The organism is Psychrobacter urativorans, assembly GCF_001298525.1.
GTDB lineage: Bacteria > Pseudomonadota > Gammaproteobacteria > Pseudomonadales > Moraxellaceae > Psychrobacter > Psychrobacter urativorans_A.
Genome location: NZ_CP012678.1, coordinates 1,001,847 through 1,028,560, shown reverse-complemented (window position 1 = coordinate 1,028,560; position 26,714 = coordinate 1,001,847). Strand labels below are relative to the sequence as shown.

Annotated in this window: 29 protein-coding genes and 1 tRNA gene; 14 read left to right on the top strand and 16 right to left on the bottom strand. The window is 41.7% G+C overall.

The window, feature by feature from the left end:
* The first annotated feature begins 15 nt into the window (after window positions 1-15).
* Window positions 16-1,410 (top strand): DUF1513 domain-containing protein, encoded by a 1,395-nt coding sequence (locus AOC03_RS04505; protein WP_062533790.1) that lies wholly within the window; start codon window positions 16-18, stop codon window positions 1,408-1,410.
* A gap of 28 nt (window positions 1,411-1,438) precedes the next feature.
* A complete protein-coding gene (locus AOC03_RS04500) occupies window positions 1,439-2,113 on the top strand; it encodes a M48 family metallopeptidase (protein WP_062533789.1) in 675 nt (224 codons plus the stop codon).
* A 52-nt stretch (window positions 2,114-2,165) separates the two neighbouring features.
* Here AOC03_RS04500 and AOC03_RS04495 read toward each other — a convergent pair whose 3' ends face one another.
* Complete coding sequence (locus tag AOC03_RS04495; protein WP_062533788.1) at window positions 2,166-3,071, bottom strand: hydrogen peroxide-inducible genes activator; 906 nt, start codon at window positions 3,069-3,071, stop codon at window positions 2,166-2,168.
* 296 nt (window positions 3,072-3,367) lie between these two features.
* On the opposite strand from AOC03_RS04495, the gene ahpC reads away from it, so the two are divergent.
* The gene (gene ahpC / locus AOC03_RS04490) at window positions 3,368-3,934 is read left to right on the top strand and encodes an alkyl hydroperoxide reductase subunit C (RefSeq protein ID WP_062533787.1); all 567 of its coding nucleotides are present in this window, start codon (window positions 3,368-3,370) and stop codon (window positions 3,932-3,934) included.
* 164 nt (window positions 3,935-4,098) lie between these two features.
* Here ahpC and AOC03_RS04485 read toward each other — a convergent pair whose 3' ends face one another.
* Window positions 4,099-4,347 (bottom strand): YdcH family protein, encoded by a 249-nt coding sequence (locus AOC03_RS04485; protein ID WP_062533786.1) that lies wholly within the window; start codon window positions 4,345-4,347, stop codon window positions 4,099-4,101.
* Window positions 4,348-4,829: 482 nt separating this feature from the next.
* Between AOC03_RS04485 and ahpF the strand changes: the two genes are divergently transcribed.
* Window positions 4,830-6,419, top strand: coding sequence for an alkyl hydroperoxide reductase subunit F (ahpF, locus tag AOC03_RS04480; protein ID WP_062533785.1), 1,590 nt, complete (start codon window positions 4,830-4,832; stop codon window positions 6,417-6,419).
* Window positions 6,420-6,514: 95 nt separating this feature from the next.
* On the opposite strand, the gene AOC03_RS04475 is transcribed toward ahpF, so the two are convergent.
* From AOC03_RS04475 to AOC03_RS04460, 4 genes are all read right to left on the bottom strand, one after another.
* Complete coding sequence (locus AOC03_RS04475) at window positions 6,515-6,847, bottom strand: TIGR01244 family sulfur transferase (RefSeq protein ID WP_062533784.1); 333 nt, start codon at window positions 6,845-6,847, stop codon at window positions 6,515-6,517.
* A gap of 60 nt (window positions 6,848-6,907) precedes the next feature.
* Entirely contained in the window at window positions 6,908-7,234 is a 327-nt protein-coding gene (locus AOC03_RS04470; protein ID WP_062533783.1) for a beta-lactamase hydrolase domain-containing protein, read from the bottom strand.
* 195 nt (window positions 7,235-7,429) lie between these two features.
* A complete protein-coding gene (locus tag AOC03_RS04465; protein WP_062533782.1) occupies window positions 7,430-9,139 on the bottom strand; it encodes a SulP family inorganic anion transporter in 1,710 nt (569 codons plus the stop codon).
* Window positions 9,140-9,209: 70 nt separating this feature from the next.
* Window positions 9,210-9,641: an ArsR/SmtB family transcription factor gene (locus AOC03_RS04460; RefSeq protein ID WP_420480444.1), complete on the bottom strand. Its 432-nt coding sequence runs from the start codon at window positions 9,639-9,641 to the stop codon at window positions 9,210-9,212.
* Between the two features lie 260 nt (window positions 9,642-9,901).
* On the opposite strand from AOC03_RS04460, the gene AOC03_RS04455 reads away from it, so the two are divergent.
* From AOC03_RS04455 to trxA, 3 genes are all read left to right on the top strand, one after another.
* Entirely contained in the window at window positions 9,902-10,774 is an 873-nt protein-coding gene (locus AOC03_RS04455) for an MBL fold metallo-hydrolase (RefSeq protein WP_062533781.1), read from the top strand.
* A 163-nt stretch (window positions 10,775-10,937) separates the two neighbouring features.
* Window positions 10,938-11,120: a YgaP family membrane protein gene (locus AOC03_RS04450; protein WP_062533780.1), complete on the top strand. Its 183-nt coding sequence runs from the start codon at window positions 10,938-10,940 to the stop codon at window positions 11,118-11,120.
* A 120-nt stretch (window positions 11,121-11,240) separates the two neighbouring features.
* On the top strand, window positions 11,241-11,678 hold the full coding sequence (trxA, locus tag AOC03_RS04445) for a thioredoxin (protein WP_062533779.1): 438 nt from the start codon (window positions 11,241-11,243) through the stop codon (window positions 11,676-11,678).
* Window positions 11,679-11,792: 114 nt separating this feature from the next.
* Here trxA and AOC03_RS04440 read toward each other — a convergent pair whose 3' ends face one another.
* The 4 genes from AOC03_RS04440 to AOC03_RS04425 form a co-directional block, all read right to left on the bottom strand.
* Window positions 11,793-12,194, bottom strand: coding sequence for a hypothetical protein (locus AOC03_RS04440; RefSeq protein ID WP_062533778.1), 402 nt, complete (start codon window positions 12,192-12,194; stop codon window positions 11,793-11,795).
* Between the two features lie 118 nt (window positions 12,195-12,312).
* The gene (locus tag AOC03_RS04435; protein WP_062533777.1) at window positions 12,313-12,672 is read right to left on the bottom strand and encodes a SirB2 family protein; all 360 of its coding nucleotides are present in this window, start codon (window positions 12,670-12,672) and stop codon (window positions 12,313-12,315) included.
* A gap of 67 nt (window positions 12,673-12,739) precedes the next feature.
* Entirely contained in the window at window positions 12,740-13,099 is a 360-nt protein-coding gene (locus AOC03_RS04430) for a BolA family protein (protein WP_062533776.1), read from the bottom strand.
* Window positions 13,100-13,275: 176 nt separating this feature from the next.
* On the bottom strand, window positions 13,276-14,088 hold the full coding sequence (locus AOC03_RS04425) for a M48 family metallopeptidase (protein ID WP_062533775.1): 813 nt from the start codon (window positions 14,086-14,088) through the stop codon (window positions 13,276-13,278).
* A 734-nt stretch (window positions 14,089-14,822) separates the two neighbouring features.
* Here AOC03_RS04425 and AOC03_RS04420 point away from each other — a divergent pair.
* Both AOC03_RS04420 and AOC03_RS04415 read left to right on the top strand, forming a co-directional pair.
* Window positions 14,823-14,897, top strand: a tRNA-Gly gene (locus tag AOC03_RS04420).
* Between the two features lie 315 nt (window positions 14,898-15,212).
* Entirely contained in the window at window positions 15,213-16,004 is a 792-nt protein-coding gene (locus AOC03_RS04415) for a glucose 1-dehydrogenase (protein WP_062533774.1), read from the top strand.
* A gap of 166 nt (window positions 16,005-16,170) precedes the next feature.
* On the opposite strand, the gene AOC03_RS04410 is transcribed toward AOC03_RS04415, so the two are convergent.
* The 4 genes from AOC03_RS04410 to nadR all read right to left on the bottom strand — a co-directional run bounded on the left by AOC03_RS04410 (window position 16,171) and on the right by nadR (window position 19,883).
* On the bottom strand, window positions 16,171-17,409 hold the full coding sequence (locus AOC03_RS04410; RefSeq protein WP_062533773.1) for an amidohydrolase family protein: 1,239 nt from the start codon (window positions 17,407-17,409) through the stop codon (window positions 16,171-16,173).
* Window positions 17,410-17,449: 40 nt separating this feature from the next.
* Window positions 17,450-17,905, bottom strand: coding sequence for a DUF962 domain-containing protein (locus AOC03_RS04405; protein ID WP_062533772.1), 456 nt, complete (start codon window positions 17,903-17,905; stop codon window positions 17,450-17,452).
* A 125-nt stretch (window positions 17,906-18,030) separates the two neighbouring features.
* Window positions 18,031-18,795: a nicotinamide riboside transporter PnuC gene (gene pnuC, locus AOC03_RS04400; protein ID WP_062533771.1), complete on the bottom strand. Its 765-nt coding sequence runs from the start codon at window positions 18,793-18,795 to the stop codon at window positions 18,031-18,033.
* 32 nt (window positions 18,796-18,827) lie between these two features.
* Window positions 18,828-19,883, bottom strand: a complete 1,056-nt coding sequence (gene nadR, locus AOC03_RS04395; protein ID WP_062533770.1) for a multifunctional transcriptional regulator/nicotinamide-nucleotide adenylyltransferase/ribosylnicotinamide kinase NadR — start codon at window positions 19,881-19,883, stop codon at window positions 18,828-18,830.
* A 551-nt stretch (window positions 19,884-20,434) separates the two neighbouring features.
* Between nadR and AOC03_RS04390 the strand changes: the two genes are divergently transcribed.
* The 4 genes from AOC03_RS04390 to AOC03_RS04375 all read left to right on the top strand — a co-directional run bounded on the left by AOC03_RS04390 (window position 20,435) and on the right by AOC03_RS04375 (window position 24,667).
* Window positions 20,435-20,647 (top strand): PspC domain-containing protein, encoded by a 213-nt coding sequence (locus AOC03_RS04390; protein ID WP_062533769.1) that lies wholly within the window; start codon window positions 20,435-20,437, stop codon window positions 20,645-20,647.
* 380 nt (window positions 20,648-21,027) lie between these two features.
* A complete protein-coding gene (glyQ, locus tag AOC03_RS04385) occupies window positions 21,028-22,029 on the top strand; it encodes a glycine--tRNA ligase subunit alpha (protein WP_420480451.1) in 1,002 nt (333 codons plus the stop codon).
* Between the two features lie 9 nt (window positions 22,030-22,038).
* Window positions 22,039-24,132 (top strand): glycine--tRNA ligase subunit beta, encoded by a 2,094-nt coding sequence (glyS, locus tag AOC03_RS04380; RefSeq protein ID WP_062533767.1) that lies wholly within the window; start codon window positions 22,039-22,041, stop codon window positions 24,130-24,132.
* 226 nt (window positions 24,133-24,358) lie between these two features.
* On the top strand, window positions 24,359-24,667 hold the full coding sequence (locus tag AOC03_RS04375) for a hypothetical protein (RefSeq protein WP_227514286.1): 309 nt from the start codon (window positions 24,359-24,361) through the stop codon (window positions 24,665-24,667).
* Window positions 24,668-24,697: 30 nt separating this feature from the next.
* On the opposite strand, the gene AOC03_RS04370 is transcribed toward AOC03_RS04375, so the two are convergent.
* Both AOC03_RS04370 and AOC03_RS04365 read right to left on the bottom strand, forming a co-directional pair.
* The gene (locus tag AOC03_RS04370; protein ID WP_062533766.1) at window positions 24,698-25,165 is read right to left on the bottom strand and encodes a cell division protein ZapA; all 468 of its coding nucleotides are present in this window, start codon (window positions 25,163-25,165) and stop codon (window positions 24,698-24,700) included.
* A gap of 97 nt (window positions 25,166-25,262) precedes the next feature.
* Window positions 25,263-25,724, bottom strand: coding sequence for a hypothetical protein (locus AOC03_RS04365; RefSeq protein WP_062533765.1), 462 nt, complete (start codon window positions 25,722-25,724; stop codon window positions 25,263-25,265).
* 227 nt (window positions 25,725-25,951) lie between these two features.
* Between AOC03_RS04365 and AOC03_RS04360 the strand changes: the two genes are divergently transcribed.
* Complete coding sequence (locus AOC03_RS04360) at window positions 25,952-26,605, top strand: UPF0149 family protein (RefSeq protein WP_062533764.1); 654 nt, start codon at window positions 25,952-25,954, stop codon at window positions 26,603-26,605.
* The last annotated feature ends 109 nt before the right edge of the window (window positions 26,606-26,714 follow it).

The window sequence follows — 26,714 nt, the reverse complement described above, 5'->3', positions numbered from 1 at the left end:
AAAGGTGGTTATACCATGGCGAAGTCTCCTATTTATGAAGTACTGACCACCGCCGCATTGACGGCGCTTGGCACGGTATCCTTGGTTGGTGTCCACCATTACTATCGCAGGCAGACGCAGCATCAAGCACGATTACAAGACTATGCCGAAGGGCTAGTAGGATTAGGCATTCAGATCCTCACTGATATCTGTCAACAATATCGTACGCAAAAGACTGCGACAGCGCACATTACAACCATGCATCCGCGTCCAGTATGCTGGGTAAGTGGTGTCGCATCCATGCCGCAAGCTGGAAAATTAACTCAGAATAAAGACGATGGCGATGTTAATGATGAGAATAATTTTGGCGTCGTTGGTATTGATGCTGATTGCCAAATGGTTTGGCAGACCACCATGCCTGAGCGCGTCCATGATATCGTCGTGCAACCGCTTGCGAACTGTTTAAAACACCACACTTACCGCAACCACATCGACGTCGTCGTGATGGGTCGACGCCCAAGCGAAAGCTTTTGGGTATTAAATGCCGCGACCGGACAAGTACAACAGGCTATCAAAGCCGCGATAGACAGTCATTTTTACGGTCATGCTTGCTATAGCTTAGACGGTACGCTGCTGTATGTCACTGAAAATGATACTGTTCATTTAGTGGGTAAAATTGGTATTTATGAGGTGAATAAAGGCTATCAAAAAATAGCAGAATTTGACGCGCATGGTATTGGACCGCATGAGCTTATTATGCATCCTGATGGCGAAACCCTTATTATTGCCAACGGTGGTATTAAAACGGAAAAAGCCTCGCGTGAGGAATTAAACTTAGACACCATGCGACCCTCATTGGTTTATCTGAATCGTCATGATGGCACGCTATTAGAACAAATTATGCCTGAACACAATCAAATGAGCGTGCGTCATTTAGCTGTGCATCCTAATGGTATGGTCATGATAGGTATTCAATTCCAAGGTGAAAAGCATATTAATGTGCCGTTAGTGCTGACTCATCAGCGTGGTGAAAATGCTCTTAAACCTTTACTTATGCCGGATAATCAATGGCAACGTTTTCATCATTATATTGCCAGTGTCGCGGTGGATAGCGAGCATAATTTGCTCTGTGCCACCTCGCCATTTGGCGGCTGTGCGGTTATTTATGACTTAAACACGCGCCAGATAATAAGCGATATAAGCTTGCCAGATTGTGCAGGGGCGTCGGTGCTCAGCAGCCATAATAATAAAGCTGATAATGTCATGCACGGTGGGTTTATCATTAGTGATGGGCATGGTCAGCTGACTACTTTATGTGTTGATGATTTGCCAACGTTAGACTTAGTGGATAATGACGCGTATATCGAACGCATTGTTAAAAACAGTCATCTACATATGATGTCTTTTGACAATCATTTACAAGCGCTGTAATTATGAATAATGGCGTAGGGTATAAAGTATGACGCCGCAAGGGTATAGCCATGCATTATTAAACCATCCATTATTAAATAGTACCGTGCAACAGCTTGCCCAAGCTAATATTACCTTGCACGTGACCCAAAAGCGCATTAAAAATATTAATTTTCGCCTTAAGCCTTATCAGCTCATCGTCTCAGCACCCATGACGATTAGCACTGTTCAACTGGCGCAAGCGATTAGCACACGAGTATCTTGGGCGTTGGCTCATCACGCCCAAGTCTTGGCGCAATATCAGCGCACACAACATTCTGCGTTTGAATCTGTCAATAAGCCTGTTTTATTGTGGGGTGAGATGCAAGCGCATACGCTCAATCCACATGAAAAAATTGCCTATTATCGGCAACAACTCTCAATAGTGACGCCCACTTTATTTGCTAAGTGGCAACCGATTGTCGGCGCTTATTCAAATGAGATACGCATTAAAAAAATGCATACACGTTGGGGCAGTTGTAACACGCGAGCGCGCCGTATCTGGCTGTCCGTTTATCTTCCGGCTTATCCTATTGAGTGCACCGAATACGTGATTGTTCATGAACTGTGTCATTTGCATCATGCCAATCATAGCCGCGCATTTTGGCAAACCGTGGCTAGCGCCATGCCAGACTATCGCCATTGGCATGATATGCTGGCAGGTAAGTCTGGCAAGCTAGATTAAGAAGATTAAATAAATAGGATTACATTAACCTTCTTAAATTAACAATATTAGCCTAAGTGTTAGCCGCATCTTCCAGTGCTTGTGTAAAGACTTTACCCAGCAGATTTACATCATCAACTCGCGCATAATTAAGACGGGTGACAAAGGCAATATGGCGATGGGGTCCTTTTTCCGCCAATGGTACCGCCACCGCATTTTGGTTTTGCAAATGCAACTGATCAAGCGCCATTTCTGGCACTAAGGTCGTGCCCATATTTGCCAATGCCATCTGAATTAACGTATTTAAACTGGCATCCGAAAAGCTTGATTTCATCTGCTCGCGGTCAAAATGACAGACTGATAACGTTTGGTCAGTTAAGCAATGCCCTTCACCGAGCAGCATTAAATTAGCCGTTGCCAACTCATCCGAATTGATGGTTTTGAGCGTAGCGTGAACGTCGTCTTGTGGAAAAACGGCAAAAAAATCTTCGCTCCAAAACTCAAAACTATGAAGCCCGTCTACCGCATAAGGCAGCGCAATAATTGCCGTATCAATATGACCATAGCGTACTTGTTCGAGCAAGCGTTCCGTTTGTTGCTCAACGATGGTCATGCGAAATTCTGGATAATGTTGTCTAAGCGCAGGTAGCACTTTGGGTAATAAATAAGGCGCAATCGTTGGAATAATCCCGACCGTCATTGGATAAGCAAGCGGTAACTGATGGCTATGGGCACGAGTCGTTAAATCATTAATTTCAGAAAATACCCGCTGTGCGCGTACTAGAATATCTTCGCCAATCGGAGTGATAAGCACTTGCTTATTATTACGCTCAAAAATCTGCGTATCTAATTGCTTTTCTAACTCAGCGATACCCAAACTAAGCGCCGATTGCGAGATATTACAGTCTTCAGCAGCGCGTTTAAAATGGCGATGTTTAGCGACCGCTAAGGCAAATTCAAGTTGACGTAAGGTAATCATAAGGGCTCTTTTTTATTAGGGTTTTAACAAACTTATCAGCAGTAAATGAGCGTGTTAAAAGTGATTTATATTTGGCTGATATAGACAATCAGTCTCGTTGTATGATGAGAAATACTGGTTAGAACAGTTTAACAAGTTTGATAAAACAAAACATCATATTAAAAACTTTTAACTGGATTAGCCATAGAATTCACGTATAGTTTGTCAGGTAAGTTATTTAGTCAGCGAACTTTCATATAAATGGTTCGAATGATTAAATAAATGAAGACCATTAACCAACAATAAAGGAGCCTCTCATGGCGTCTATTATCAATCAAGAAATCCCAGAATTTTCAGCACAAGCATTTGTTAACGGTGAATTTAAAACCATCACTTCTGACGACGTAAAAGGTAATTGGGCAATCTTCCTATTTTACCCAGCTGATTTTACCTTTGTTTGCCCAACTGAGTTAGAGGACATGGCAGCTCACTATGACGAGCTAAAAGGTCTGGGCGTAGAAGTATACTCAGTATCAACCGACACTCATTTCACCCATAAAGCATGGCATGACTCTTCAGACGCCATTGGTAAAGTACAATACCCAATGATTGGCGATCCGACTGGTCGTATCACTCGCGGCTTTAACGTGATGATTGAAGAAGCAGGCTTGGCTGAGCGCGGCACGTTCTTAGTTGATCCAGATGGCTTTATCCAAGTGGCTGAAATTCATGCAGGCGGCATTGGTCGTAGCGCAAAAGACATGCTGCGTAAAGTTAAAGCGGCACAATATGTGCGCGAAAATGACGGCGAAGTGTGTCCAGCAGCATGGGAAGCGGGTCAAGCAACGTTAAAACCAAGTCTTGATTTGGTTGGTAAAATCTAAGCGGTTACTATTGTAGTAACGGTTAAATGATTGAAAGATAGTTTTAAAAAAAAGACCCCGTCAGTATTGGTTGATGGGGTCTTTTTATGGGCGTGTTATTAGCATTTTAGTAATACTAGTAACGCCTTTATCATTATTATTTGGAATGATTATTGGAAGTGCTCTTACGCACTGCTTTTCATTTTATTGTTATCGATGGTTCTATAAATCTCGTCTTTAAGTTGCAGTTTACGCCGCTTCATTTGTTCAATTTCTTCATCACGACTGGCGTGTTGAATCAAATCTTTTTCCAGCTGATTGATGCGCTGATCGAGCTGAGTATGCTCATCAAAAATAATGGCAAAGTGGCTGTCTTGCACCTTAAGCTCGGCAATAATATCTTTGTTATCTTGAAAAGTATCAGTCTTTCTCATGTGGTCATCCTTGTCATTAAAAAAAGGGTAATTAGACACAAAGGGTGGATGGCGCAGTTCGCCGTTATCCTAACCCTCATACTTGGAAAAAGTGGTTTGGGTCTGCAATACTAATGGCTGTTTAACGATACGGATTACAACAAGTATTGCTTTTAGCGGGGTAAGTGAGCGTATTTGTATAAGCTACAAATGCTCATTAGCCTCTCTTGAGTGTAGCGAAATAAAACGACTTGCGCCATATCTATACGAAACAATGCTTATTACTAATTGCTTATGTATTTATAAAATAATTATTTAGCTGTATATTGATTTGTTTTATAAAACATAGGCTTTGACTATCTGTGCTTGCCGAAATGGTGGTAAGCCTTGATAATAGACCTATTGCAGCAAGGCAGGTACTGATAATTGCCGTTAAAATTACTAATCTTATCAATATTTTTAGTAAATCTGCGTTACATATTTAATAATAATGAGGAACAATTATGATAGACCAAAGCTTATTAGATGCTGTTAAAAGTTATAGCGAGAACATGACCCGTCCCATTAGTTTTGTATTGGGCAGTGGTGAACATGCTAAACGTGCTGAGCTGATTGACTTCTTAACTAAAATCGCTGGTACAACGGATAAAATTCAATTTAATGCTCAAGACGATGCCTTTATTGATAGCAGTTTGCCAAGTCCAATTAGCTTTGCAGTTCGTAGTCATATCGATGGTACGCTAACAGATACGGGTATTGTCTTTAGTGGTATTCCGGGCGGGCATGAATTTACCTCGCTTATTCTAGCTATTTTGCAGGCAGGTGGTCATACACTAAAGCTCGATGAGGGTATTCAAAAGCTTATCAAACGTATCAATAAGCCGCTACAGTTTCAAACCTTTGTGTCACTGTCCTGCCACAGTTGCCCAGATGTGGTGCAAGCTTTGAATCAGTTTGCACTATTAAATGATGGCATTAGCAACGAGATGATTGATGGGGCATTATTCCAAGAGCTAGTCGATGCCAATAATATCCAAGGCGTACCTGCGGTATTCTTAAACGGTAAGCCCTTTGCCAATGGTTTGATTGATACGGGTAAATTGATTGATAAGTTGCAAGAGCAATTCCCAGATTTATTAAGTGAAAGTAGCACTGACGATGCGGAGCAGTTAGAGCAGCAAGATGTGACGATTATTGGTGCTGGTCCTGCTGGGGTTGCCGCTGCGATTTATACTGCACGTAAAGGCTTAAAAGTCACCATGGTGGCGGATCGTATCGGCGGTCAGGTGAAAGACACGCAAGATATCGAGAACCTTATCTCGATTCCGTTAACCACGGGCACGACGTTATCGAATAATTTTGTCACGCACTTACAAGCGTATGACATCACGCTAAAACAGAGTGTCAGCGTAAAAGAAATTAGCGAAACTGAAGACGAGAACTATCGTATTCAGCTAAATACGGGCGAAACGTTTACCACGCGCAGTATTATCTTAGCGACTGGCGCACAGTGGCGTAAACTGAATGTACCGGGCGAAGAAGAAAACATCGGTAAAGGTGTGGCGTATTGTCCACATTGCGATGGTCCATTCTTTAAAGGTAAAGATGTATCGGTGATTGGCGGTGGTAACTCAGGTATTGAAGCCGCGCTAGATTTGGCAGGTATCGTGAAGCACGTGACGGTATTTGAGTTTGCTGACACTCTAAAAGCTGACCAAGTATTGATTAATAAAGCAAAAGAAAAAGCCAATATTGAAATTATCACGGGCGCGGCAACCAAAGAGATTAAAGCCACTGACGGTAAAGTGACCTCTATCGTCTACGAAGAGCGCAGTTCAGGCGAGATAAAAGAGCTTGATTTAGCGGCTATCTTTGTGCAAATTGGCTTAGTACCTAATAGCGAATTTGTTAAAGGCTTTGTTGATTTAAATCGCTTTGGTGAGATTGAAATTGATGAGCGCTGCCGCACAGACCGCAAAGGTATTTTTGCTTGTGGTGACGTGACGACCGTACCGTTTAAGCAAATTAATATTGCGATGGGTGAGGGTAGTAAAGCGGCATTGTCAGCGTTTGAGTATTTGGTGATGCAGTAGTATTATTAAGTAAGCAAAGTTAGGTTTTATAAGAGCAAACAAAAACCCCGATATTTAGTTATCGGGGTTTTTTAGTATCTAGCAACTTCAATGACTTAATCATCCAACAAATCCATACGCTTTGCCGCTTCATAAATACCTGTTGAGCGATTGCCCGTACGACAGAAAATTAATACGGGCTGCTCAGCTTGATTAAAAAAGTCAGCAAATTCTTCTACATGATTTTGATTCAGCTCATTACCAGCAAAGGACACTTCTTTATATGCCAATCCTGCTTTTTCAGCAGCAGCAGCAAGCTCAGCACTGGTCGGCTGATTGGGCTCTTCACCATCAGGACGGTTATTAATAATTGTTTTAAAGCCATTTTCGGCAATCATTGGTATTTGATCAGGCGTAATTTGTCCGGTAATACTAACTTCATGGCTCATGAGTATTCCTTTTTTAAAATGATTTAAGTTATTTAAGCGTTATAAATGGATGAATAAGGTTTATAGCAAACCTTGCATCAGTGCGCTTTGGTACAGTAATTTAGCACGTGCGCCTGTACCGCAAAACATCAGTATCGGTTTGGGTACAGCATGGTAAAAAGCGGCAAATTGCTCAACGGTAACCAGACTCAAACGCTCATCATCGAATGGTAAGTGGTGATAAGTTAGGTTTGCTTCTTTAGTAGCAACCGCTAAATCAGTGCTACTCGGCTGAGTGTCAACTTCGTTATCCGGACGTATATTAATCACGGAGCGATAGCCAAGCTCAGCAAGCTTAGAGCACTGTATGGGATAAATTTGCTTATAAATGGTTAGATTATCAGTCATAAATAATGTCTGTGTCTTTCGTAAGAGAACTTAAAAGGATACGTTGTACGATCATAGTCTAGAGACTTATTTAGTGGCGCATAGGTATCAGTAGCGCTATTGAGCACAACAACAACCTATCATAACGGTATTTTGTGGCAGACGGCAAGCACTGCTAGTTATTTATAAAAAAGCTTATTAGTAGTCATGCATTTCCTACCTGTCTTTCAACGCCTCAACGGCATCCATATTGCTTAAATACACCTCTCCGCTCAGTTCAGTAATTAGGGGCGTATCACCGATTACATCCATGATAGGTCCTTTAATAAAGCTAAAATGTAGCCTTTTTTGTTGTGCGAGCAGTTCTTTATTTAAGCTGATGAGCATCTCTTGCGCGGTCAAATCAATATGGTTCACCGCTGCCATGATAAAGATAATCTCACGCGCGTCTGGATACTGCTTTGTTGCATCAATCACACGGCGATGCACTGATTCACTATTACCAAAAAATAGGCTCTCATCAATACGTAACATCAATAAATTATGATAAGTGATGACATCGTGGCGGTTGATGTTACGGAAATGTTCTGTACCGGCAAGTTGTCCAACAATGGCAACATGCGGCTGACTGGACTGCCAAATTAAGCTAGCAAAGGACACCATTAAACCTATCACCAATCCAGTATTCAATCCAAACACCAATACGCCAACAAAGGCTGCCATAAAACTGGCGGCATCTAAGCGGTCGCGCTGCCATGCTGATTTTAAGGTCGCAATATCAATCAGCCCAATGATAGCAGCCATAATAGTCGCACCCAAAATGGCATAGGGTAGCGGTGAAAGGATGTCACCAAAGGCAATTAAGGCAATCACCATCACCAGTACGGTCACGAGACTGGCAAGTGGCGTTTTTGCCCCTGAATCGACATTGATGGCAGTACGTGAAAAGCCACCGGCAATCGGAAAACTTTGGAACACGCCACCGGTAAGATTGGCAAGCCCAAGCCCTTTTAGCTCACGATTGGCATCGAAAGTTTCACTGCGCAGACGCGCATAGGTACTGGCAACGGAGCTACTCGATACAAAAGCAATTAGTGCCATCAATCCTGCCGTGGGTAATAAGTTTAGCGCTTCACGAAAGTCTGGCAAATACGGTAACGTGAACGTCGGCAATCCTTGCGGAATAGTGCCGATAGTCGCCACCCCTTTGGTTGTCCAATGCAAGCTCATACTCAAAAAGATAGCAATACCAAGAAGTATAAGTGGAAATAATCGTTCCGCCCATTTGGCATGAGAGGAGGATAGCCACGACTGCCATACCCATTGCTTACCGTAGCGGTTCAGCACCATCAGCGTAAAGGCGACCACGCCAATGGCTAAAGTTAAGGGATGCAGTTGACTGACATATCTAACCATACTAGATAAATAACCCAGCAAGCCATTACCAGCTATCGGTATGCTCGTTAGGTACTTTAACTGACTGATAAAAATAAGTACCGCTGCACCGCTGACAAAGCCTGCCGATACCCCGCGACTGATGAACTGCATAATCCAACCCAGTTTCAGCTGTCCAGCAACCCACAATAGCGCACCGACCATGAGCGCCAGTAGCCCTGCCATTAATACATATTGCTCAACGTCCTTATCGGCATAAGGATGCAACGCGCTCGCGGTCATAATTGCCGTTACCGCCGCCGGTCCAACCGCTTGCACATTACTAGACCCTATCCATGCATAGACCATCACCGGCACAATCGCGGCATACAGTCCGTACACAGGCGGCAATCCTGCTAGCACAGCATAGCCTAAGCTTTGCGGAATGACCAATATACCTACCACCAACCCTGCGACCACATCAGTGGGCAGCATTGCAAGTTGATAGTGACGCAGCCAAGCAGGAATCAGACGAGCAGCAATAGCAGACATATTAAATTATCATCACCTCAATTTATCATTACATTAAAAGAAATTGCTCATTGACTATGACTGCTCATTACTATTTTGTTTTGGCACAAAAGCGCTCATACAACAGCTGCAATACTGCCAAGGCATCGTCACTGGCGATACGATAATAAATTTGCTTACCTTCACGGCGAGTGGAGACCAGTTGATCTTTACGCAAGATACCCAACTGCTGCGATAGGCTAGGCTGTCCAACACCGACCAAGCTTTCCAGTTCACCGACGCAGTACTCACCTTGAGTCAGTTGACACAGTAATAATAAGCGGTCAGGATGAGATAATGACTTTAATAATTGGCTGGCTTGCATCGAAGCTTGTTGCATTTGCGCGGCAAGGTCATTGGGCACAAAACCAGTGGTTGCGACATCATTGATATCTAAATCTTGATTTGTAGCCGTCAGAGCCAAATCCTTATAGGAGACAGCGTCAAATAGTACAGGGGTTTTGGGTTTATTAATTACAGTCATTTTAGTATCCAACTTAATAGTCAACAGTGACAATAGATCAGCTGTTTTCTCATAAAAATATTTAAAATTATAAAATACTTTACGTGTCTAAAAGGTAATGAATTATCAATAATATGACTTATTATATCAGATTATCGTCATTTACATTATATAAATTGATAAAGTGTTTAGGTGTTGCTATATTAATAACGACAGCTTAATCGTAAACGTTAAAACCTATTAAAATAAAACTCAATATAAGTATAAATAGCGAGGTAACCATGCAAGTTCATTCCTTCTTACATAGCGACACCGAGACATATACTCATGTCTTAGCGGATATTCAACAGAATGTGTGCGCTGTTATTGATCCAGTATTGGACTTTGATGCCAAGTCAGGGCGTACTGGCACGACGGGTATTGATGAGGTGATTGACTTCGTACAGAGCCAAGATTGGCAGTTGGTTTATATTATCGAAACTCATGCCCATGCTGATCATCTCTCAGGTGCTATTCATTTAAAAGAGACACTAGGCGGACAGTTGGTGATGGGTCGATATATCACTGACGTACAAAAAATATTTAAGCAAATTTATAATTTAGATACCCGCTTTCGTACCGATGCCAGCCAATTCGATATTCTAACCGATGCAGGCGATACGTTAGCGCTTGGTGACATTACTATCACTGCCATGCACGTACCTGGACATACACCTGCTGATATGGCGTATGTCGCTACCGATGATGAAAAAACAGTGGTCTTCGTTGGTGATACGATATTTGCGCCTGATGTCGGCACAGCACGTTGCGACTTCCCTGGTGGTGACGCTAAGACATTATATCAATCGATTAAAAAACTATTGGCACTGGCTGATGATACAGTGATGTATCTGTGTCACGATTATCCTAGCAAAGGTCGTAGACACTGCCCAACGACCACGGTTGCCGCACAAAAACAAAATAACATCCATGTTAAAGACGGCATTAATGAAGCGGAATTTGTACAGATGCGTGAGCGCCGTGATGCGACATTAGCGATGCCGCGCCTGATTATTCCTTCAGTGCAAGTGAATATTGACGCCGGACATTTGCCTGAACCTGAAACTAATGGAACGCGTTATCTAAAAGTACCTATTAACGTATTTGGTCAGTAAATCGTAACTATAACTATGAGTACTATTAGCATTAGCCAGTATTAAGTAACGATAAAACGCCTAAAAACTTATCGTATTCATAATAAAGCCAGTCTATGCCATGATGCCACGACTGGATTGTTTCCATAAGCTTTGTTTTTTTACAACTTATAAGGAGTCAGTCATGAAAATCAATGTCGGTAGAAATGAAAGAATGCTGCGAGTTATTGCTGGACTCATTATTATTGGTGTTGGCGTTTATTATCAGAGCTGGTGGGGCGTGATTGGTATAGTGCCTTTATTAACCGGACTATTCCGCTTTTGCCCGCTGTATTCGATGCTAGGTATCAGTACTCGTGGACGATAAATGCTATTACTTATAAACTCTATGAATTATAAATACCGTTACTCATAGTAGAAGTTCTGCAAAATTGATACTATCAGGATATATAAGTTAAAAAATATAAGTCAGAATAGGAGTCGTATTATGAGTGAAGAAAATTGCCATGTGATATGTCCGCATTGCCAAGCTACCAACCGTATGCCTGTTGCCAAGCTCAATGCAGTACCAAAGTGTGGTAAATGTGGTAAGCCTTTACTAACGGGTAGTCCAAATGAGCTAACGGGACAAACCGTTAATAAGGTCATTCAGAAAAATGATGTGCTGACTGTTGTAGATTTTTGGGCAAGTTGGTGTCAGCCTTGTCTAATGATGGCACCAGAGTTTAAGACAGCAGCAAGCCAGCTACCGCAAGTGGTCTTTGCGAAGTTGCAAACCGATAAGTATGAGCAAGGCGCTGCGCCCTATAATATCCGCAGCTTACCAACGATGGTTGCATTTAGGCATGGTAAGGAAGTGGCGCGACAGTCAGGCGCATTAACTGCCCATCAAATCGTGCAGTGGGTTAAAAGTTTGCAACCATAATAAGGCACTTAACATCATCTCTTCAGACCAAAAAAGCCAATATCTTTAGTATTGGCTTTTTTATTTTTCAGAAAAACACAGTAATAAGTGTTTTATTCAACTGCTTATCTGGCTCTACTCACCATAAATCTTAATACCATTCGCAAAGCCACAGCGCTGAATGCGCGCCGATTGGATAATGGCATCACGTTCGCCATAAAGCCTTGATAATTTGGCATCACGTGCTTGGGTATTGCCGCTTTTGCCAACGCCAAAGCTGATGTTTGGAGAGATGCCCCAACGCCCTGCGGACACGCCAACGCCCACGCCTGAGGTGGATAAGGTTGATTGTTCTTTGCGAGTGGCATCAACGTAACGATTGACGCGCACATATTCTTGGTTGAGCGCTTGGCAGTCATAACTTTGATACGTATTTGGTGGTACATATTGCGGAGTAATATTGCCAGTAGAGGCACAGCCAGTCAGACCAAAAATGCCGGCTGTCGCCAATAATGTCGCTGCAGTAAGAGTTTTCATAGTGGTTCCATAAGGCTTAGATATTGTATGTTAGCACTTTGTATTTTAAGGGGTTGTACTCACTTAAGATAGTAAGATAAATGTAAGCTTAATCTAGCACACGCATTAAAAACCAATCTTAAAATAAATTGTCAGGCTTTACATACGCTAACGTCACAATTCCCACATAAGCAATCGTAGCGATGAAAATACCGGCTTTACTTTGGATAGGGGTAGCACGCGGATTAAAGGCTTTCATGCTAGCGCTAATAGCGGCAATAAATAACACCATTTTTGCAATGACCCATTGTACAGGTGCATTCGCATTCAATAGCTGTAAAAGCATCCACGCGCCCGATAATAATACCAAGGCATAGACAATATGATTGGCAATTTTAACCATGCGCGGTGCACGATTGTTAGCACTCAACAGCAAATAACTTTGGTATAAAAATAGGGCGATGACCAATGCTGCCATCAACATATGTAAATGTTTCATTAAACGTGATTTCCTTTACTGTTACAGCGCTCAAGCTTGAATAGGGGATGAGTAATATAAACGATAATTAGCTTGCGTTTTGACCGGCACAGTTTGGGCTGTCAGGGCTTTGACCTTGCCACTCATCGGGCGTATAAGCGTGAATAGCAAGCGCGTGCACATTGCCGCCTTTGGAAGTCAATAAATCCGCTACCAAATCATAAACCAATTGATGGCGCGCTACTAAACGCTTTCCAGTAAAGTCGTTGCTCACAATAGTGAGCTTAAAATGGCTCTCTTTACCCTCAAAATAACCGGCATGGCTGATAGACTCATTAATCAAGGTCATATGCTCGGGCTGTAAGACTTGTAATGCTTGTTGAAGGGCTTTAGCAGTCGGAGCAGAATCAGAAAGAGTCGTGGCGTTAGTAGCAGATGAGGTGCTCATGGCGTTCCTTTATCAAGTGATGGCTAGCAATGATTGAATAAGTTAACCGTTGATTATAGCAGACGCTGATAGGTGTGCCGTATGCTTAAGCGAGAAGCATAAAAAAGCAGAGCACCAATATTGCGCTCTGCTTTTTTTAAATGTTAATCCGTATCTTAATCCGCTATCAAAAATACTTAACGGCGTGCCTTTTGATAAAGTGGCGTCACTTTAGGCATTAAGGATTGTAGCTGCGCAATGCGGTTGCTGCTCGTTGGGTGAGTGCTTAAGAATTGTGGTGGCTCGCCTTGGCTAGCACGTTGCATTTTTTGCCACAAGGTCACTGCTGCTTGTGGGTTGTAGCCCGCACGTGCCATTAGTTCTAGACCTATTTGATCGGCTTCGCTTTCCTGTGTACGACTGTGTGGCAGACTCAAGCCATAGTCACCCGCTAAATTCGCCAACTGTGCTTGACCTTGCGATAAACCAAATACGCTAGCAGCAACGCCAATACCAGTTTGGGTTGCGTATTCACGTGACAGACGTTCGCGTGAGTGTTCACGCAGCGCATGCGCCATTTCATGCCCCATAATCGCTGCAATTTCATCATCAGTTAGCGTTAAACGATCAATAATGCCACTGTAGAACATCACCTTACCACCGGGCATCACAAAAGCATTCAGCTCATTGGACTTGATAGTATGCACTTCCCAGTTCCATTTCGCGGCATCAGGACGATAGATGCCCACTTGACCAACCAAACGATTAGCAATCCCTTTTAGGCGGTTCAATTGGGCGGCATTGGTATCTAGTACGCCTTTAGCACGTGCTTCTTTAATACTTTTATTATAGCTCTCAGCAGAAAGCTGAAGTACTTGTTCGCTTGACACGAGTAGCAACTGCTGACGGTTAACACCAACCGCGCCAGTACTGGTCGTGCTCGTGCAACCGGTTAGCGTAAGTATTGATAATGATGCCGCCATCACTGTGGTGGTCAGTATTTTTTTCATAATAAACATCCTCGCTGTAAAATATAAAGTTGAACAAAATAGGGAAAATCCAGACTCAAGTGAGAGTATTGCTAATAATAAAAGTATTGAGCCATCCAATGGTCAAATAAAGAAAACTATCTTAATTTGAAGTCCATCTACATTTAAGGATTATTCAAAACCAAAGGCTATTCAAATCTGTTGCGCTAACATCAAGCATGGCAGAATTTAGAGAAATCCGTCAAGCTTATATAGGCGCAAAAACGAATAAAAGTACTGATTAAAAGGCAGGGCTAGAATTGTCATCAGTATAATAACGATAAGTAGATAAAACCAGTGCAGCAAAAGTAACAATATAACGCGCCATTGTAAGTAAACTTGTTGCGTGTCGGAGATACGTAACCGTAAGTAACCCAATGCTTTCTCCTCTTAATCTAACCCTAGGTTGAACCCTTAAAATGGCAGCGTCTAAATTTCTTATGTCTAAAGTCTTATAAGGTATTATCTATAACAACACGGTGTTATCTATGACAAACTATGACAACGTTTTTTTATTTAAAATTATCTGCCAATCAGTAAGCATAAAATTATTTATTAAAACAATAAGATAGCTTAAATTTGTGCTATTTATAGATAGAAATGCTTTATTTTTTTAAATAAAACAAAGAAAGCTGTTGACACACAACGAATATCTGATAGAATAGCCAGCCTATCGAGACGTAGCTGTTAGCAATAACACTATAGCTAGATACTAAGCGGGAATAGCTCAGTGGTAGAGCATAACCTTGCCAAGGTTGGGGTCGAGAGTTCGAATCTCTTTTCCCGCTCCAAATATGGCTTGTAAAAGCACTAAAGTCTCACTTCTTATGATAAGAAGTGAGACTTTTTTTATGCCTAAAATTTGAGTTAACCATCAGTTAGCAGTATATGTAGCTCATAACAATACCTATAACCGTTTAATAGTCGGTCAAATATAAATCATTACAAAAAGTGTGTGAACTTAGAACATTAAGTTAAGGGTTTCCGAGCATAATTCACTTTAGATAGGATTGCGTCTGATATTTTAGATGCTAAATCTAAAATATTTCTTAATAACGTGCCTTTAATTATCCTATAAAAAATAAGAAATATCCTAAGGAATCATCATGCAAGAATTTACTCATAAAACATTTAACGAACTATTTGATTTGTCAGGTAAAGTTGCGATAGTCACCGGTGGCGCTAACGGTATTGGTAAGGCAACCGCGCTGCGTTTGGCAGAAGCGGGTGCTAACATTGCCATTGCAGATTTAAAACTTGAAGATGCACAAGCAGCGGTAAAAGATATTGAGGCGCTTGGGGTAAAAGCGCTTGCCGTAGAGTGTAATATTTTAAAAGATGATGACTTGGTTGCTATGGTCGATAAAGTGGTCGCTGAATTTGGTACCATTAATATTCTGATTAATAACGCGGGTGGCGGTGGCGGTGGTCGTGAAAACCCAACTACGGCATCGGTTGATGATATTCGACGTGATTTTGAATTAAACGTTTTTAGTGGCTGGCGCTTAAGCCAGTTGTGCGCGCCACATATGAAAGATTCAGGGTATGGCTCGATTGTATTCACGACTTCGATGTCGAGTATCAATAAAAGCCCGAATATGAGTGGCTATGCAGGCTCAAAAGCAGCTGTTAATCATATGGTGGCAAACTTAGCGCATGATTTTGGTCCTGAAGTGCGCGTTAATGCGGTTGGTCCTGGTGCCACACGTACGGATGCTTTGAAAACCGTACTAACACCAGAGATTGAAAAGAAAATGCTCGCAAATACGCCTATTAAGCGTTTGGGTGAGGCTGATGATATCGCTGGTGCTATGTTGTATTTTGCGGCACCGATATCGACTTGGGTCAGTGGTCAAACCATATTCGTGAATGGTGGCGGTGTACAAACCTTAGATTAATGAATAACAGCTTAATAAATAACGTGCTTGATAAATAACTAAGCTAAAGTTAATTTGATCAGTTGAAAGTATTTTAAGTATTCTAAACTCTAAAAAAGCGCGTCCTTATTGAAAAGGGCGCGCTTTTTTTATGTCTTTTCCTGAATTATGAGTAGCTAATGACCCGTTAATCAAAGCAAATGAAGGCGGCTTGATTGCAGAAAGTCTGCTTACCATTCTTAAATCCTGCTAATGCCTGTGCAGTGGTTCGAATGGCTTCCACGGCATCTTTAGCTTCTAATACCACTAAACTAGCTGTGGCACCAATTTCTATTTCAATGTGGTGCGACAATAATTTAGCAGGGTTTTTACTAATCATGGCAAAAACATCGGCTATTTCAGTGTCTTTTGCCAATTGAGCAAGGTTGGCATACATAGTTGCCATTCTGATAAGTGAGGCGTCACCATAAGGCGTAAAGGCATTCAAAATGTTATTACTGGCAATGGTGGTATTAATACCCATTTCCGACAATTCATTAGCGTTTACCATACCTCGGGGTATCAAGGCATCATAATCACGCCCATTCAAAAAAATATCAGTGGCTGGGAGCACGGTTAAGGTAATATTGGCGAATTTTAATAATGCTGCCATTTCAAAGCGCTGCGCTTTATCCATAGCAGAAAGTTTGGTGACATGACCGATAGACACGCGACCTTGATAATTGCGTTTGATGGTTTCTTCCACTAATTTTGGAATGCTTGAGTCTTCATGGTCTAAATCAAAATCCAGATGAAAATCAACATTAACGTTAAATTGCTGCGCTAAGTCAAATATCATGTCGATATGCTGATGCGGATTGTCATCTTTATAAGGGCAGCCACCGACCAAATCTGCGCCTTGCGATAGCGCCTGCTGTAGTAGTGCGTAGGTTTCTGGTGAATCAGTCAAGCCATCTTGAGCAAAGGCGCAAATTTCGATATCAATGGCAAACGCATATTTTCCCCGTACCTTTTTTATCGCCTCAAAGCTGCGTAATTGGGTTTTCTCATCGGTTTCAACGAATGTACGCAGCCCGACCGTGCCTTTTTTAATTGCCATTTCTATCACTCTTGAGGCGCGCGTGAACACATCTATTTCGGTAAAGGCTTCTTTCGCTTTACCAGTTTCATTCACAGCTTCTTCTAAATCGCCGTCCTCTACGCTACAGCGGTCTAAGATGCAGGCTTTATCAAGATGGATATGACTTTCATAAAAGCCACTACACACAAAGTTGCCTTGAGCGTCATAAACTGTTTTGGTGGGAGCGGTGTCAAGGTCATGGTTTTCAACTTCGTCGATACTTTTAATAACGCCGTCTTTGATACTGAGATTTACCAAGTGTTTACGGTTAGATAATTGAGCATTTTTTATTATCAAATCCATCATTATTTTTTATTCCATTGTTGTGATTGTTATCGTAATTTCATTAGTTGTCATTCGATTTTTTATTAGGCAGTAAACTATTAGCAACCCACGCTGGACCAATCAATAAAAACTGTAAATCCTCAAAGAAAGAGGGCTTTTTACCTTCGATTTTATGTCCTACGAATTGCCCAATCCAAGCTATGACAAAGATACTTGCCCACACTTTAAAGCCCCAAGGTAACAGGGTCATGACTGCCAGACAAATCAGAATAAATAATCCCATCCCTAGAAATAATGGCGTGGATAACTGCATATAAAATAGCAGCACTAAAGCGCTAAGCACTAAGGTGAAACAAACGGATAATGACATGCCCATACCTAAAATGCTAACAAAGATAGCAGGCACACACAGCCAATGGATTTTTTTATTGATTAAGTTTTGGTGACTGACGGCATATTCAGAAAGCCATTGCTCCAATGACCGCTTTGATACTCGGTGTTGATGGATACGAAACATACCAACATCCTTTTTAGTGATAAGTCGTTAATCATTAATAGTTATTAAGAATTACCATGAGTTATAGCATTGTTTAAAGCACCTTGTCACTTTATCACTCAATTTTTTTGGAGCTAATTGTCACCTTAACTTATTGTTTTAGCAGTTTTTATTTTGAGTGCATCTTGTTCGCTACGATGCCATTCATAAAGTCCAATAAATGAATTAATCTGATAAATCATGGTTTGAATCGCAAAGATATAGTTGCCAGACATGAGGTTGACCACCAACCAAACGAAGTTCGACATAATCCATAACCACCAGTTAAAGGAATAGCGCAAAATCATTGCGGCTTGGGCGGTAATGGACAGTACAAAGGCGATGACGTTAATCCAAAAGAAAGAGATAAATCCTAAAAACAGGCTGTTATCGTCTTCGATAACCATAAAGCCATAACTAGCAAGGATTCTATTTACTGTGGGAAAAAGTGCCAAACCGATGACGATAAAGGTGGCGGTAATGAGCCAAATCCATTTGTTCGCCGATTTGGGCACCATGTCACCATCAGGATCGGTATGCTTCGACCAATAAAAAATACCGTAAACATGAGTAAAAAAGTTAAAAAGCGGTGCCAGCATTAAGCCAACGGAACCGGCAGTCCCTTGAACCACCACTTCACCTGCCGTTGCTGCCATACCAAAACCATTGCCTAATACGTTTTTTCGAAAAGACAGCGATACCACGCACACTAAACCAATAAATGAGACGCCTAAATAAAATATATCTAAGGTGGTATGCTCAGTGGTCAGCCAAAATCCAGCTGATAACGCAGCAACGCCACAAATGAACCAAATGACAATCCATTGTATTGCCCATTTTCCGGTGATATTGTCCAAGAGTTGAATGCGCATAAATTTATTATCCTTTTATTTATTATAATTTTTTATTGTGTTTTTAGTTTTTTACCATAAATATGCTGATCGATGAAGGTTAGGGCTTGTTGATAACGCGCATCGTAATCTGGCTTGTCAATCACATGAGGCTGGATATCATGACGGAAAAAAATATCTAACAGTCGCTGCTCAAAACGTCCACGCGCTTCAGGATTACCTAATGAGCGCATTCCATCCGCGACCCAAGGCGTATTGTTATCAAGCATAATCGTATGGTCTAGACGAAATTCATCAATGCACGAGCTCACAAATGGACTGGTGCGTCCTTCATATTCTTCACAAAACGCTTGCGTGGTTACAAAGTCGGTATCAATAATCGTTACTGGTGCGGTCGCTACTGCGGTCGCCTCACGTATCGCTTGCGCATGATTAAGCGCAATAGGTGCATAATCGCTGTATTGCAGTCCAATCTCCTTACCGCCTAAATCCGTTCCCACATATAAACGTCCCATTTCCAACACAAAACTAGCGCCATAATAATTAGCAAGTTTATGTACCAATGTTGTCTTACCGGAACTCTCACCGCCGACGATGGCAACTGTTTTAGTATAGTCGCGACGCGCTTGCGGATGAATCGCTGACCAATGTGCAACGGGGTCGAGAGCGATAGCATAGGAGTTAAAATCTGGCTGTAGCGGGGTGGTAACGATGGGCATTAATAACAGCGCTTGCGTGTTACTTTGTGCCAACGGATGATTGTCCGCGATAAATAATACCGTGTCTTTGGATAAACTTAATGCCTCGGTTAAGCGCTGCAATTTTGCGTTGGTAGCGGCAATATCGATAGTAATATCACTAAAATCCTCATGTAGCGGTAGTGCGATTTCATCAGTGGTATGAATATGAATAAAAGGCAGCTCAGCACAAGCCATTTGTAGCCAACGCGCCTTATCTTGTAAAGTGATATCAAAATCAGGATGGGGCGAAGGATGCGTTGTGATAACGATATGTAAGCTTTTTGCTTGTCCCGCTGCCGCTAAAATACTGCGCATCTGTCCTAAATGTAGTGGTTCAAAATGACCAATCATCATACCCGTATCGTACATAGTAACCCTTATATTATTTTAAATTGACTTGGCGTTTATTGTTAAGCCTATGGACAGCATGGTATAAAGGTTTGCGCGATGATACAGGTAGGTTATTGTAAATAGCCGCGCTATTATGATGAGTAGATGTAAAGAGCGATGAGACAAGTGCTGCGATATTGATGCGAAAAATAAAAAAAGCAGTAGTTAAAAGCGTTAAGTTAATGATAATAAAAATTAATAATATTAACAGCCTATGTTAAAGTCATCGCATTAGTGCTATGGTTAATTGCTTAGCAATCTACCAGCACAATTAAGGTAATAAGCAAGCAATAAGACTGTTTTCGAAACATTTTGAAATAACTATTTAAAATCAGTAGGTTACAAGCTAATAATGACAGGGAAAAGCAAGCTTATGTAGCATAAAGTCACAAACTACACCTACATAATCAACAGTCAAAACGCTAATGCTTGCTATACTTATTTCTAAGCTAAACAACATCGAAAACAACTAAAAAATAGCTCAAACCTGAAGTAGATGACTATAAAAACTACTAAAGAGAGGTATAAAATTGGCTACATTAGCAAAGTTACATCGCTCACAGAATAATCGTATGATTGCAGGTGTGATGGGTGGTATTGCAGAGTATGTAGGATGGTCACCGATGTGGGTGCGACTATTATTTGTGATAATTTCCTCATTGAGCGCAGCAGTACCCGGTATCTTAATCTATATTGTATTATGGATTATCATGCCAAATGCATCTACTCAGTCATATAATTAAAGCAAATCAATGATAGTTTATAAAATAATAAGTAAGCAGCGTTAAAAATAATTGCCCATAAAAAACAAAAGCCTGTCAAAACAGGATACCGGTAATATACTTTTCCTCCTACCCAGATGTTCACTCATCTGGGTATTTTTTTTGTTATATACCGTTAGTTGAGAATCTAGCTTTCTTCGTTGTTAAGATTTCTCCGCTATTTGTAGGGATTAACATAAATTTAATGATGGTAAATATGGATAAAATAGCCGTTTTTTAGTAAGGTAAGCAGGTTAATATCGTTGCAGACCAACAGACTGTACAAATTTAAGTATTAACCTTGATAACCTTTAGTCAAATACTCCTCATTCCACAGTGATTTTCCTATGAATTCCCAAGCGATGACTTTCCAAGATTTGATTTTAACCTTACAAAATTATTGGGCGGATAAGGGTTGCGTGATATTGCAACCTTACGATATGGAAGTGGGCGCTGGTACCTTTCATACCGCCACTTTCTTACGCTCGCTAGGACCGGAACGCTGGAACGCTGCTTATGTGCAGCCGTCACGTCGCCCAACTGACGGGCGCTATGGTGACAATCCAAATCGCTTGCAGCATTATTATCAGTTCCAAGTGGTGCTCAAACCCAATCCACCCAATATTCAAGAGTTGTATTTAGGCTCATTGAAAGCCATTGGGATTGATCCGTTGGTGCATGATATTCGTTTTGTTGAAGACAACTGGGAGTCGCCAACGCTTGGCGCGTGGGGATTGGGTTGGGAGATTTGGCTAAACGGTATGGAAGTCACGCAGTTTACCTATTTCCAGCAAGTGGGCGGTATTGAGTGTTTTCCGGTCACAGGCGAGATTACTTACGGTCTTGAGCGTCTAGCGATGTATGTACAAGGCGTGGATAGCGTCTATGATTTGGTGTGGGCAGATGGCGAGTTTGGTCGGGTGACCTATGGTGATGTCTTTCATCAAAACGAAGTTGAGCAATCGACTTATAACTTTGAGCATGCCGATGTGCCAAAAATGGGCGAGCTGTTTGATTTCTATGAGCAACAAGCCGATAAATTGGTCGATGCTGGCTTGCCGTTGCCTGCGTATGAGATGGTGCTAAAAGCCTCGCATGCGTTTAATTTACTTGATGCGCGCGGTGCGATTTCGGTGACTGAGCGTCAGCGCTTTATTCTGCGGGTGCGTACTTTGTCGCGTAAAGTCGCTTTTGGTTATGTGGAAGCCCGTGCAAAACTAGGTTTCCCATTGGCAGATGAAGCACATCGTCAAGCAGCGCTCGATAAGTATTTGCCAAAAGAAGTTAATGCTGACGTGAGTGACAATGCTAGTACCGATGAAAAAGCTGCTAAAAATAAATCCACCAAAAACAATAATAAATAGGAGCATCCCATGACCACCATTTTGTTTGAATTGGGGTGTGAAGAACTGCCGCCAAAAAGTTTAAAAACCTTACGTGATGCGCTGCAAAATAGCGTGACTGAGCAATTAGTAGCCGCTGACATTAGCTTTGATAGTATCAAAGCTTTTGCTGCGCCGCGCCGGCTAGCATTACAGATTCATGGTATTGCTGATAAGCAGCCAGATCGTAGCGAGCAAAAGCGTGGACCTGCGATTAAAGCGGCATTTGATGCTGAAGGCAATCCAAGTCGCGCAGCAATTGGTTTTGCTAAAGGTTTATGTATTGAAGCCAGTGAGCTGATTACCATTAATACCGATAAAGGTGATTATGTCGGTTATGAACAAACCGTTCATGGTAAAGCAGTCGCTGAATTATTACCGCAAATTTTCCAAACCGCGCTTGATAATTTACCCATTGCCAAACGTATGCGTTCAGGGGCAAGCCGTGACGAATTTGTGCGTCCAGTGCAGTGGGTGGTATTAATGGCAGATGATCGTGTGATTGATGCAAATATTCAGGGACATCAGAGCGGACAGCAGACACGCGGTCACCGTTTTCATAGTCCTGAATATCATACGATTAACCATGCTAATGATTACGAGGCATTATTAGACAGTCTTAAAGTCGTTGCAGATTTTGATAAGCGCCAAGCGTTTATTAATAATCAAGTGCAAGCGTTAGCAGACGAAATCAATGCGACTGCGATTGTGCCGCAGGATTTATTGGATGAAGTGACAGCATTGGTTGATTTCCCGATTGCCCTACGTGCCGATTTTGAGCCGCGCTTTTTACAAGTGCCGCAAGAGGCGCTCATTTCAACCATGCAAGCCGATCAAAAGTATTTTTGTCTGACCGATAAAGATGGCAAATTGCAGCCTTATTTTATCTTTATCACCAATATTGCTTCTAAAGATCCCAAGCAGATTATCGAAGGCAATGAAAAGGTCGTGCGTCCGCGTTTGGCTGATGCTGAGTTTTTCTTTTTACAAGATCAAAAGCAACCGTTGTTCGCGTTGACGGAAAGTTTAAAAACCCGCGTATTCCAAGATCAGCTGGGGACGATTTGGGAAAAATCTGAACGCATTGCGAAGCTTGCGACCTTTATCGCGGCTTTATTACAGCAGCAAGGTCAGCAAATTAATATTGACGACACTGCACGCGCTGCAATGTTAGCAAAAGCGGATTTAGCAAGTTCATTGGTTGGTGAATATCCTGATTTACAAGGGATTGCAGGCACCTACTATGCGCGTTTGAATGGTGAGCCTGAAGCAGTTGCTGCCAGCTTGGAAGAGCAGTATCTTCCGAAGTTTAGCGGTGACGTATTACCACAAACGCCAATCGGTATTTGCTTGGCATTGGCGGACCGCTTAGATACTTTAGTCGGTGTTTTTGCCATTGGTCAACCGCCAACGGGTTCAAAAGATCCGTTCAGCTTGCGTCGTTCAGCGATTGGTGTATTGCGTATTTTAATCGAAAAACAGTTGCCGATTAATTTAGTGGCATTAGTGGAACAAGCGATTAAAAACTACAGTGATGATAATGGCAGTAAAATTGAAAAAATGGGTGACACCTTCACCCAAGTCATGGCGTTTCTAAATTCGCGTTATCGTGCCATGTATACGGAGCAAGGCGTCAGCGTTGATACTATTCAGGCGGTACAAGCAATTAATCCGCATATGCCGCTTGATTTTGATCAGCGTATTCGTGCCGTGCAAGCGTTCAGTGCATTGCCACAAGCGTCAATGCTTGCCGATTCTAATAAACGTGTGGCAAATATTCTCGCTAAGTCCGAAAGTTTGGTTGCTGAGAATGTCGAGGAAGCGCTATTAACCGAGCCTGCTGAACAGACGTTATATAGCAGCGTTCGCCAAGCGCAAACGGCTGTACAGCCGCAATTAGCGCAAGCCGATTACACGCAAGTATTGCAAACATTGACCAGCTTAGATGCACCGTTAACGCAATTTTTTGAAGAGGTTATGGTCAATAGTGAAGATGCGGCACTCAAAAATAACCGTTTAGCATTATTGAAACAAGTGCGTGCATTATTCCTAACCGTTGCTGATATTAGTGAGTTGCAGCTATAAGTTTGTTACTATACAAGCCATAACGTTATCATATCTGCATGAAAAAACTGGCTTTACGTAGCCAGTTTTTTTTATGCATCTTTGTCTTAGTTAAAATATAAAAATTATCAAAGCTTGGTACATTTAAATACCATTACTAGAGCCATGATTGTACTGATAGCGCAATTTACAGTAAACTTTAGATTATGAATATCAATCGTTCACCATTACTAGCAGGAGCACTGCCGTGTTTGCCGTTATTACTATCTTAATTATCGTCTGGATTGTGATGTGGGGATTTTATAAGGTGATGTATCCGCGTCCACCGAAAAGCATGATGCCACAAAAAGGCGACGTCACTACACCGCGTTCGTGTGACTTTTGCGGTCATAGCTTGGCTGAATATCGTGGCGTTCTTGAGACCCGTCCGACTACGCTTGGTAACGATATTGACACTGCTAACAGCAATACCACTACCAAGGCTAATAACGATTTATTCTTTTGCAATTATGAACATCAAGCTGATTTTCACGCGGATAAAAAATATTCCTCTTAAAGTTAATTTTTTACCCACATGAGTGCTAAGTTATAAAATAGACTGTGCATCTAGTACAATTTTGTTTAATAGTAACTCTGATTTTTCGGCGTCATAACGACGACTCTCATCGTTTTTTTGCTGAGAATTAATTTTCTCAAATAAATTTAAGCAGCAGAGTACCAAGAGGTTTTCTTGTGGTAGGTTTGGTGCATCTTGTTTAATATCTAACACGAAGTTATTGATGTAATACACCGCTGAGCGTAGTTCTTCTTCTTCATTAACAGGGCAGTAGATTTGATAAGTGACGCCCGCAATCACAATGTCGACTTTTTTCATTGCTGGCGCTGGGGTTTCGGTCGTCTGTACACTAGCGTCTACTGTTTTTTGCTCAGCATTTACCTCAGCGTCTAAATCAATGTTTAAATCGGTACTTACCGTTTGGTCGGTCTGTGTATTGACATTTTGCTCAGTCGTTTTTTCAGGCTGTGCTTGAGTGTCAGTGTTGGCATCGGTCATAAGAAATCCTACAAGATATGAGAATATGGGTAAAATAAAAAGGTGTTAATAGTTACTGATGAAAAGTGACTCATTAAAAGTAACTGATTAAAAGGTATTAACCATCCATTTGGTCAATACGTGTCAGACGATCCAATACAACCTGTGTGCGTTCTGATGCCAGCTTGTTTTTCTGTTGTAATTGGCTATTTTGCTGTTTGATATCATTGATTTGCTGTTGGATATCACTGTTTTGTTCTTTTAGCTCATGGTTATGCTGTTGCATGGCTTTATTTTGTTCTTGTAAGTCGGCGAGTTGTTTTTGTAGTTCGTCTTGTTCTTCGCCAATCATATGATGCGCTTCAGCAAGGCTTTGGTAGCGGTTATCAAAATCGCTTAATTGCTTTTTGAGGTTATCACGTTCTGCACAGCTGTTCTCAAGCTTAGATTTGAGCGCGGCAAATTCTTTAGAGCCGGTATTGGGTTGTTGCTTAAGGCTGGTAAGTTCAGCACTGACCAGCTGATACTGCTTTTTGATATCGAGTATTGTTTTTTCTAATGTTTCAAGTTGATCATACATAGTCAGTTTTTACCCTTAACAAGTGAGCGTGGATGAATTTTGGTCGATACATTTAATAATGCCATAGGTGACCGCATTATATCTATATCAACAAAGTAATTGTACCTATTGCCTTTGTTTTTCACTTTTATTCGTTGCCGCGCTACGAACAGCGTAGCGCAATTTACTAGCGTATATTGATATGCGCTACTATTAATATACGCTAATTACCCATTAGGATGACCTTTATGAATGATAATATCTCTGGCTGGAACACCTGGTCTGAAGCGTTTGCAGATTGGACAGATGCGTCTGTCAGTGAGATACATGGCTTTATGACCGGATTGATGACCGCCTGTAATGCGCCTGATGAACAAGGTTGGGCAACAATCCTTGAAGAGTTAAGCTTTGCGCCATTGCCTGATGCCGCGTTGACGCTATTAACCGAAGAAGCGGAAGATACGGTCTTTCAGCTTAAAGATAAAGATGACGCCTATGCCTATACGCCTCTTGTGCCTGATGATGACCATGACTTATACGAGCGTGTGATGGCGCTAAAACAATGGGCTAATGGCTTTATGACGGGCTTTGGTATCTCTGACTGTCGAATTAGTGCTGAAGAAAATGAGATGCTGATGGACTTGGCAAAAATTGGCGGTATTCGTTTAGAAGATGATGAAGAATATGAAGGCGGTGAGGAATCGTATATTTATATTTATGAGTTTGCGCGCATGATTCCAGTCAGCTTTGCCACGCGTCAGCGTAAGTCTGTGAAAGAGTTAGCCTTGATTGCTGGACTAAAAATGGATGCAAAAACTACGAAAGAGCGCGAAGCAGAAGGGTCATTACCAAAACCTATACCGCCTGTTATTGATGTGATGAACCAAAACAATCCGTCGTAAGTGAACTAACTTGCGAACATATTTTTTTATAAAACAGCGGTCACAAGCCGCTGTTTTCGCAGTTATTATGGTATGGTTTCGTGTCAGTCTCATTCTCTAGCGTCTGCCA

Bases quoted from the DNA above. Each gene is read 5' to 3' on its own strand.
- glyQ (WP_420480451.1), top strand. From the start codon at position 21,028: ATGACTTTCCAAGATTTGATTTTAACCTTACAAAATTATTGGGCGGAT.
- AOC03_RS04440 (WP_062533778.1), bottom strand. From the start codon at position 12,194: ATGAAAACTCTTACTGCAGCGACATTATTGGCGACAGCCGGCATTTTT.
- ahpC (WP_062533787.1), top strand. From the start codon at position 3,368: ATGGCGTCTATTATCAATCAAGAAATCCCAGAATTTTCAGCACAAGCA.
- AOC03_RS04435 (WP_062533777.1), bottom strand. From the start codon at position 12,672: ATGAAACATTTACATATGTTGATGGCAGCATTGGTCATCGCCCTATTT.
- AOC03_RS04500 (WP_062533789.1), top strand. From the start codon at position 1,439: ATGACGCCGCAAGGGTATAGCCATGCATTATTAAACCATCCATTATTA.
- glyS (WP_062533767.1), top strand. From the start codon at position 22,039: ATGACCACCATTTTGTTTGAATTGGGGTGTGAAGAACTGCCGCCAAAA.
- trxA (WP_062533779.1), top strand. From the start codon at position 11,241: ATGAGTGAAGAAAATTGCCATGTGATATGTCCGCATTGCCAAGCTACC.
- AOC03_RS04505 (WP_062533790.1), top strand. From the start codon at position 16: ATGGCGAAGTCTCCTATTTATGAAGTACTGACCACCGCCGCATTGACG.
- AOC03_RS04465 (WP_062533782.1), bottom strand. From the start codon at position 9,139: ATGTCTGCTATTGCTGCTCGTCTGATTCCTGCTTGGCTGCGTCACTAT.
- AOC03_RS04410 (WP_062533773.1), bottom strand. From the start codon at position 17,409: ATGATGGATTTGATAATAAAAAATGCTCAATTATCTAACCGTAAACAC.
- AOC03_RS04405 (WP_062533772.1), bottom strand. From the start codon at position 17,905: ATGTTTCGTATCCATCAACACCGAGTATCAAAGCGGTCATTGGAGCAA.
- nadR (WP_062533770.1), bottom strand. From the start codon at position 19,883: ATGTACGATACGGGTATGATGATTGGTCATTTTGAACCACTACATTTA.
- AOC03_RS04470 (WP_062533783.1), bottom strand. From the start codon at position 7,234: ATGACTGATAATCTAACCATTTATAAGCAAATTTATCCCATACAGTGC.
- AOC03_RS04430 (WP_062533776.1), bottom strand. From the start codon at position 13,099: ATGAGCACCTCATCTGCTACTAACGCCACGACTCTTTCTGATTCTGCT.
- AOC03_RS04460 (WP_420480444.1), bottom strand. From the start codon at position 9,641: ATGACTGTAATTAATAAACCCAAAACCCCTGTACTATTTGACGCTGTC.
- AOC03_RS04425 (WP_062533775.1), bottom strand. From the start codon at position 14,088: ATGAAAAAAATACTGACCACCACAGTGATGGCGGCATCATTATCAATA.
- AOC03_RS04455 (WP_062533781.1), top strand. From the start codon at position 9,902: ATGCAAGTTCATTCCTTCTTACATAGCGACACCGAGACATATACTCAT.
- AOC03_RS04495 (WP_062533788.1), bottom strand. From the start codon at position 3,071: ATGATTACCTTACGTCAACTTGAATTTGCCTTAGCGGTCGCTAAACAT.
- AOC03_RS04475 (WP_062533784.1), bottom strand. From the start codon at position 6,847: ATGAGCCATGAAGTTAGTATTACCGGACAAATTACGCCTGATCAAATA.
- AOC03_RS04415 (WP_062533774.1), top strand. From the start codon at position 15,213: ATGCAAGAATTTACTCATAAAACATTTAACGAACTATTTGATTTGTCA.
- AOC03_RS04370 (WP_062533766.1), bottom strand. From the start codon at position 25,165: ATGACCGATGCCAACACTGACACTCAAGCACAGCCTGAAAAAACGACT.
- AOC03_RS04365 (WP_062533765.1), bottom strand. From the start codon at position 25,724: ATGTATGATCAACTTGAAACATTAGAAAAAACAATACTCGATATCAAA.
- AOC03_RS04360 (WP_062533764.1), top strand. From the start codon at position 25,952: ATGAATGATAATATCTCTGGCTGGAACACCTGGTCTGAAGCGTTTGCA.
- AOC03_RS04485 (WP_062533786.1), bottom strand. From the start codon at position 4,347: ATGAGAAAGACTGATACTTTTCAAGATAACAAAGATATTATTGCCGAG.
- pnuC (WP_062533771.1), bottom strand. From the start codon at position 18,795: ATGCGCATTCAACTCTTGGACAATATCACCGGAAAATGGGCAATACAA.
- AOC03_RS04450 (WP_062533780.1), top strand. From the start codon at position 10,938: ATGAAAATCAATGTCGGTAGAAATGAAAGAATGCTGCGAGTTATTGCT.
- ahpF (WP_062533785.1), top strand. From the start codon at position 4,830: ATGATAGACCAAAGCTTATTAGATGCTGTTAAAAGTTATAGCGAGAAC.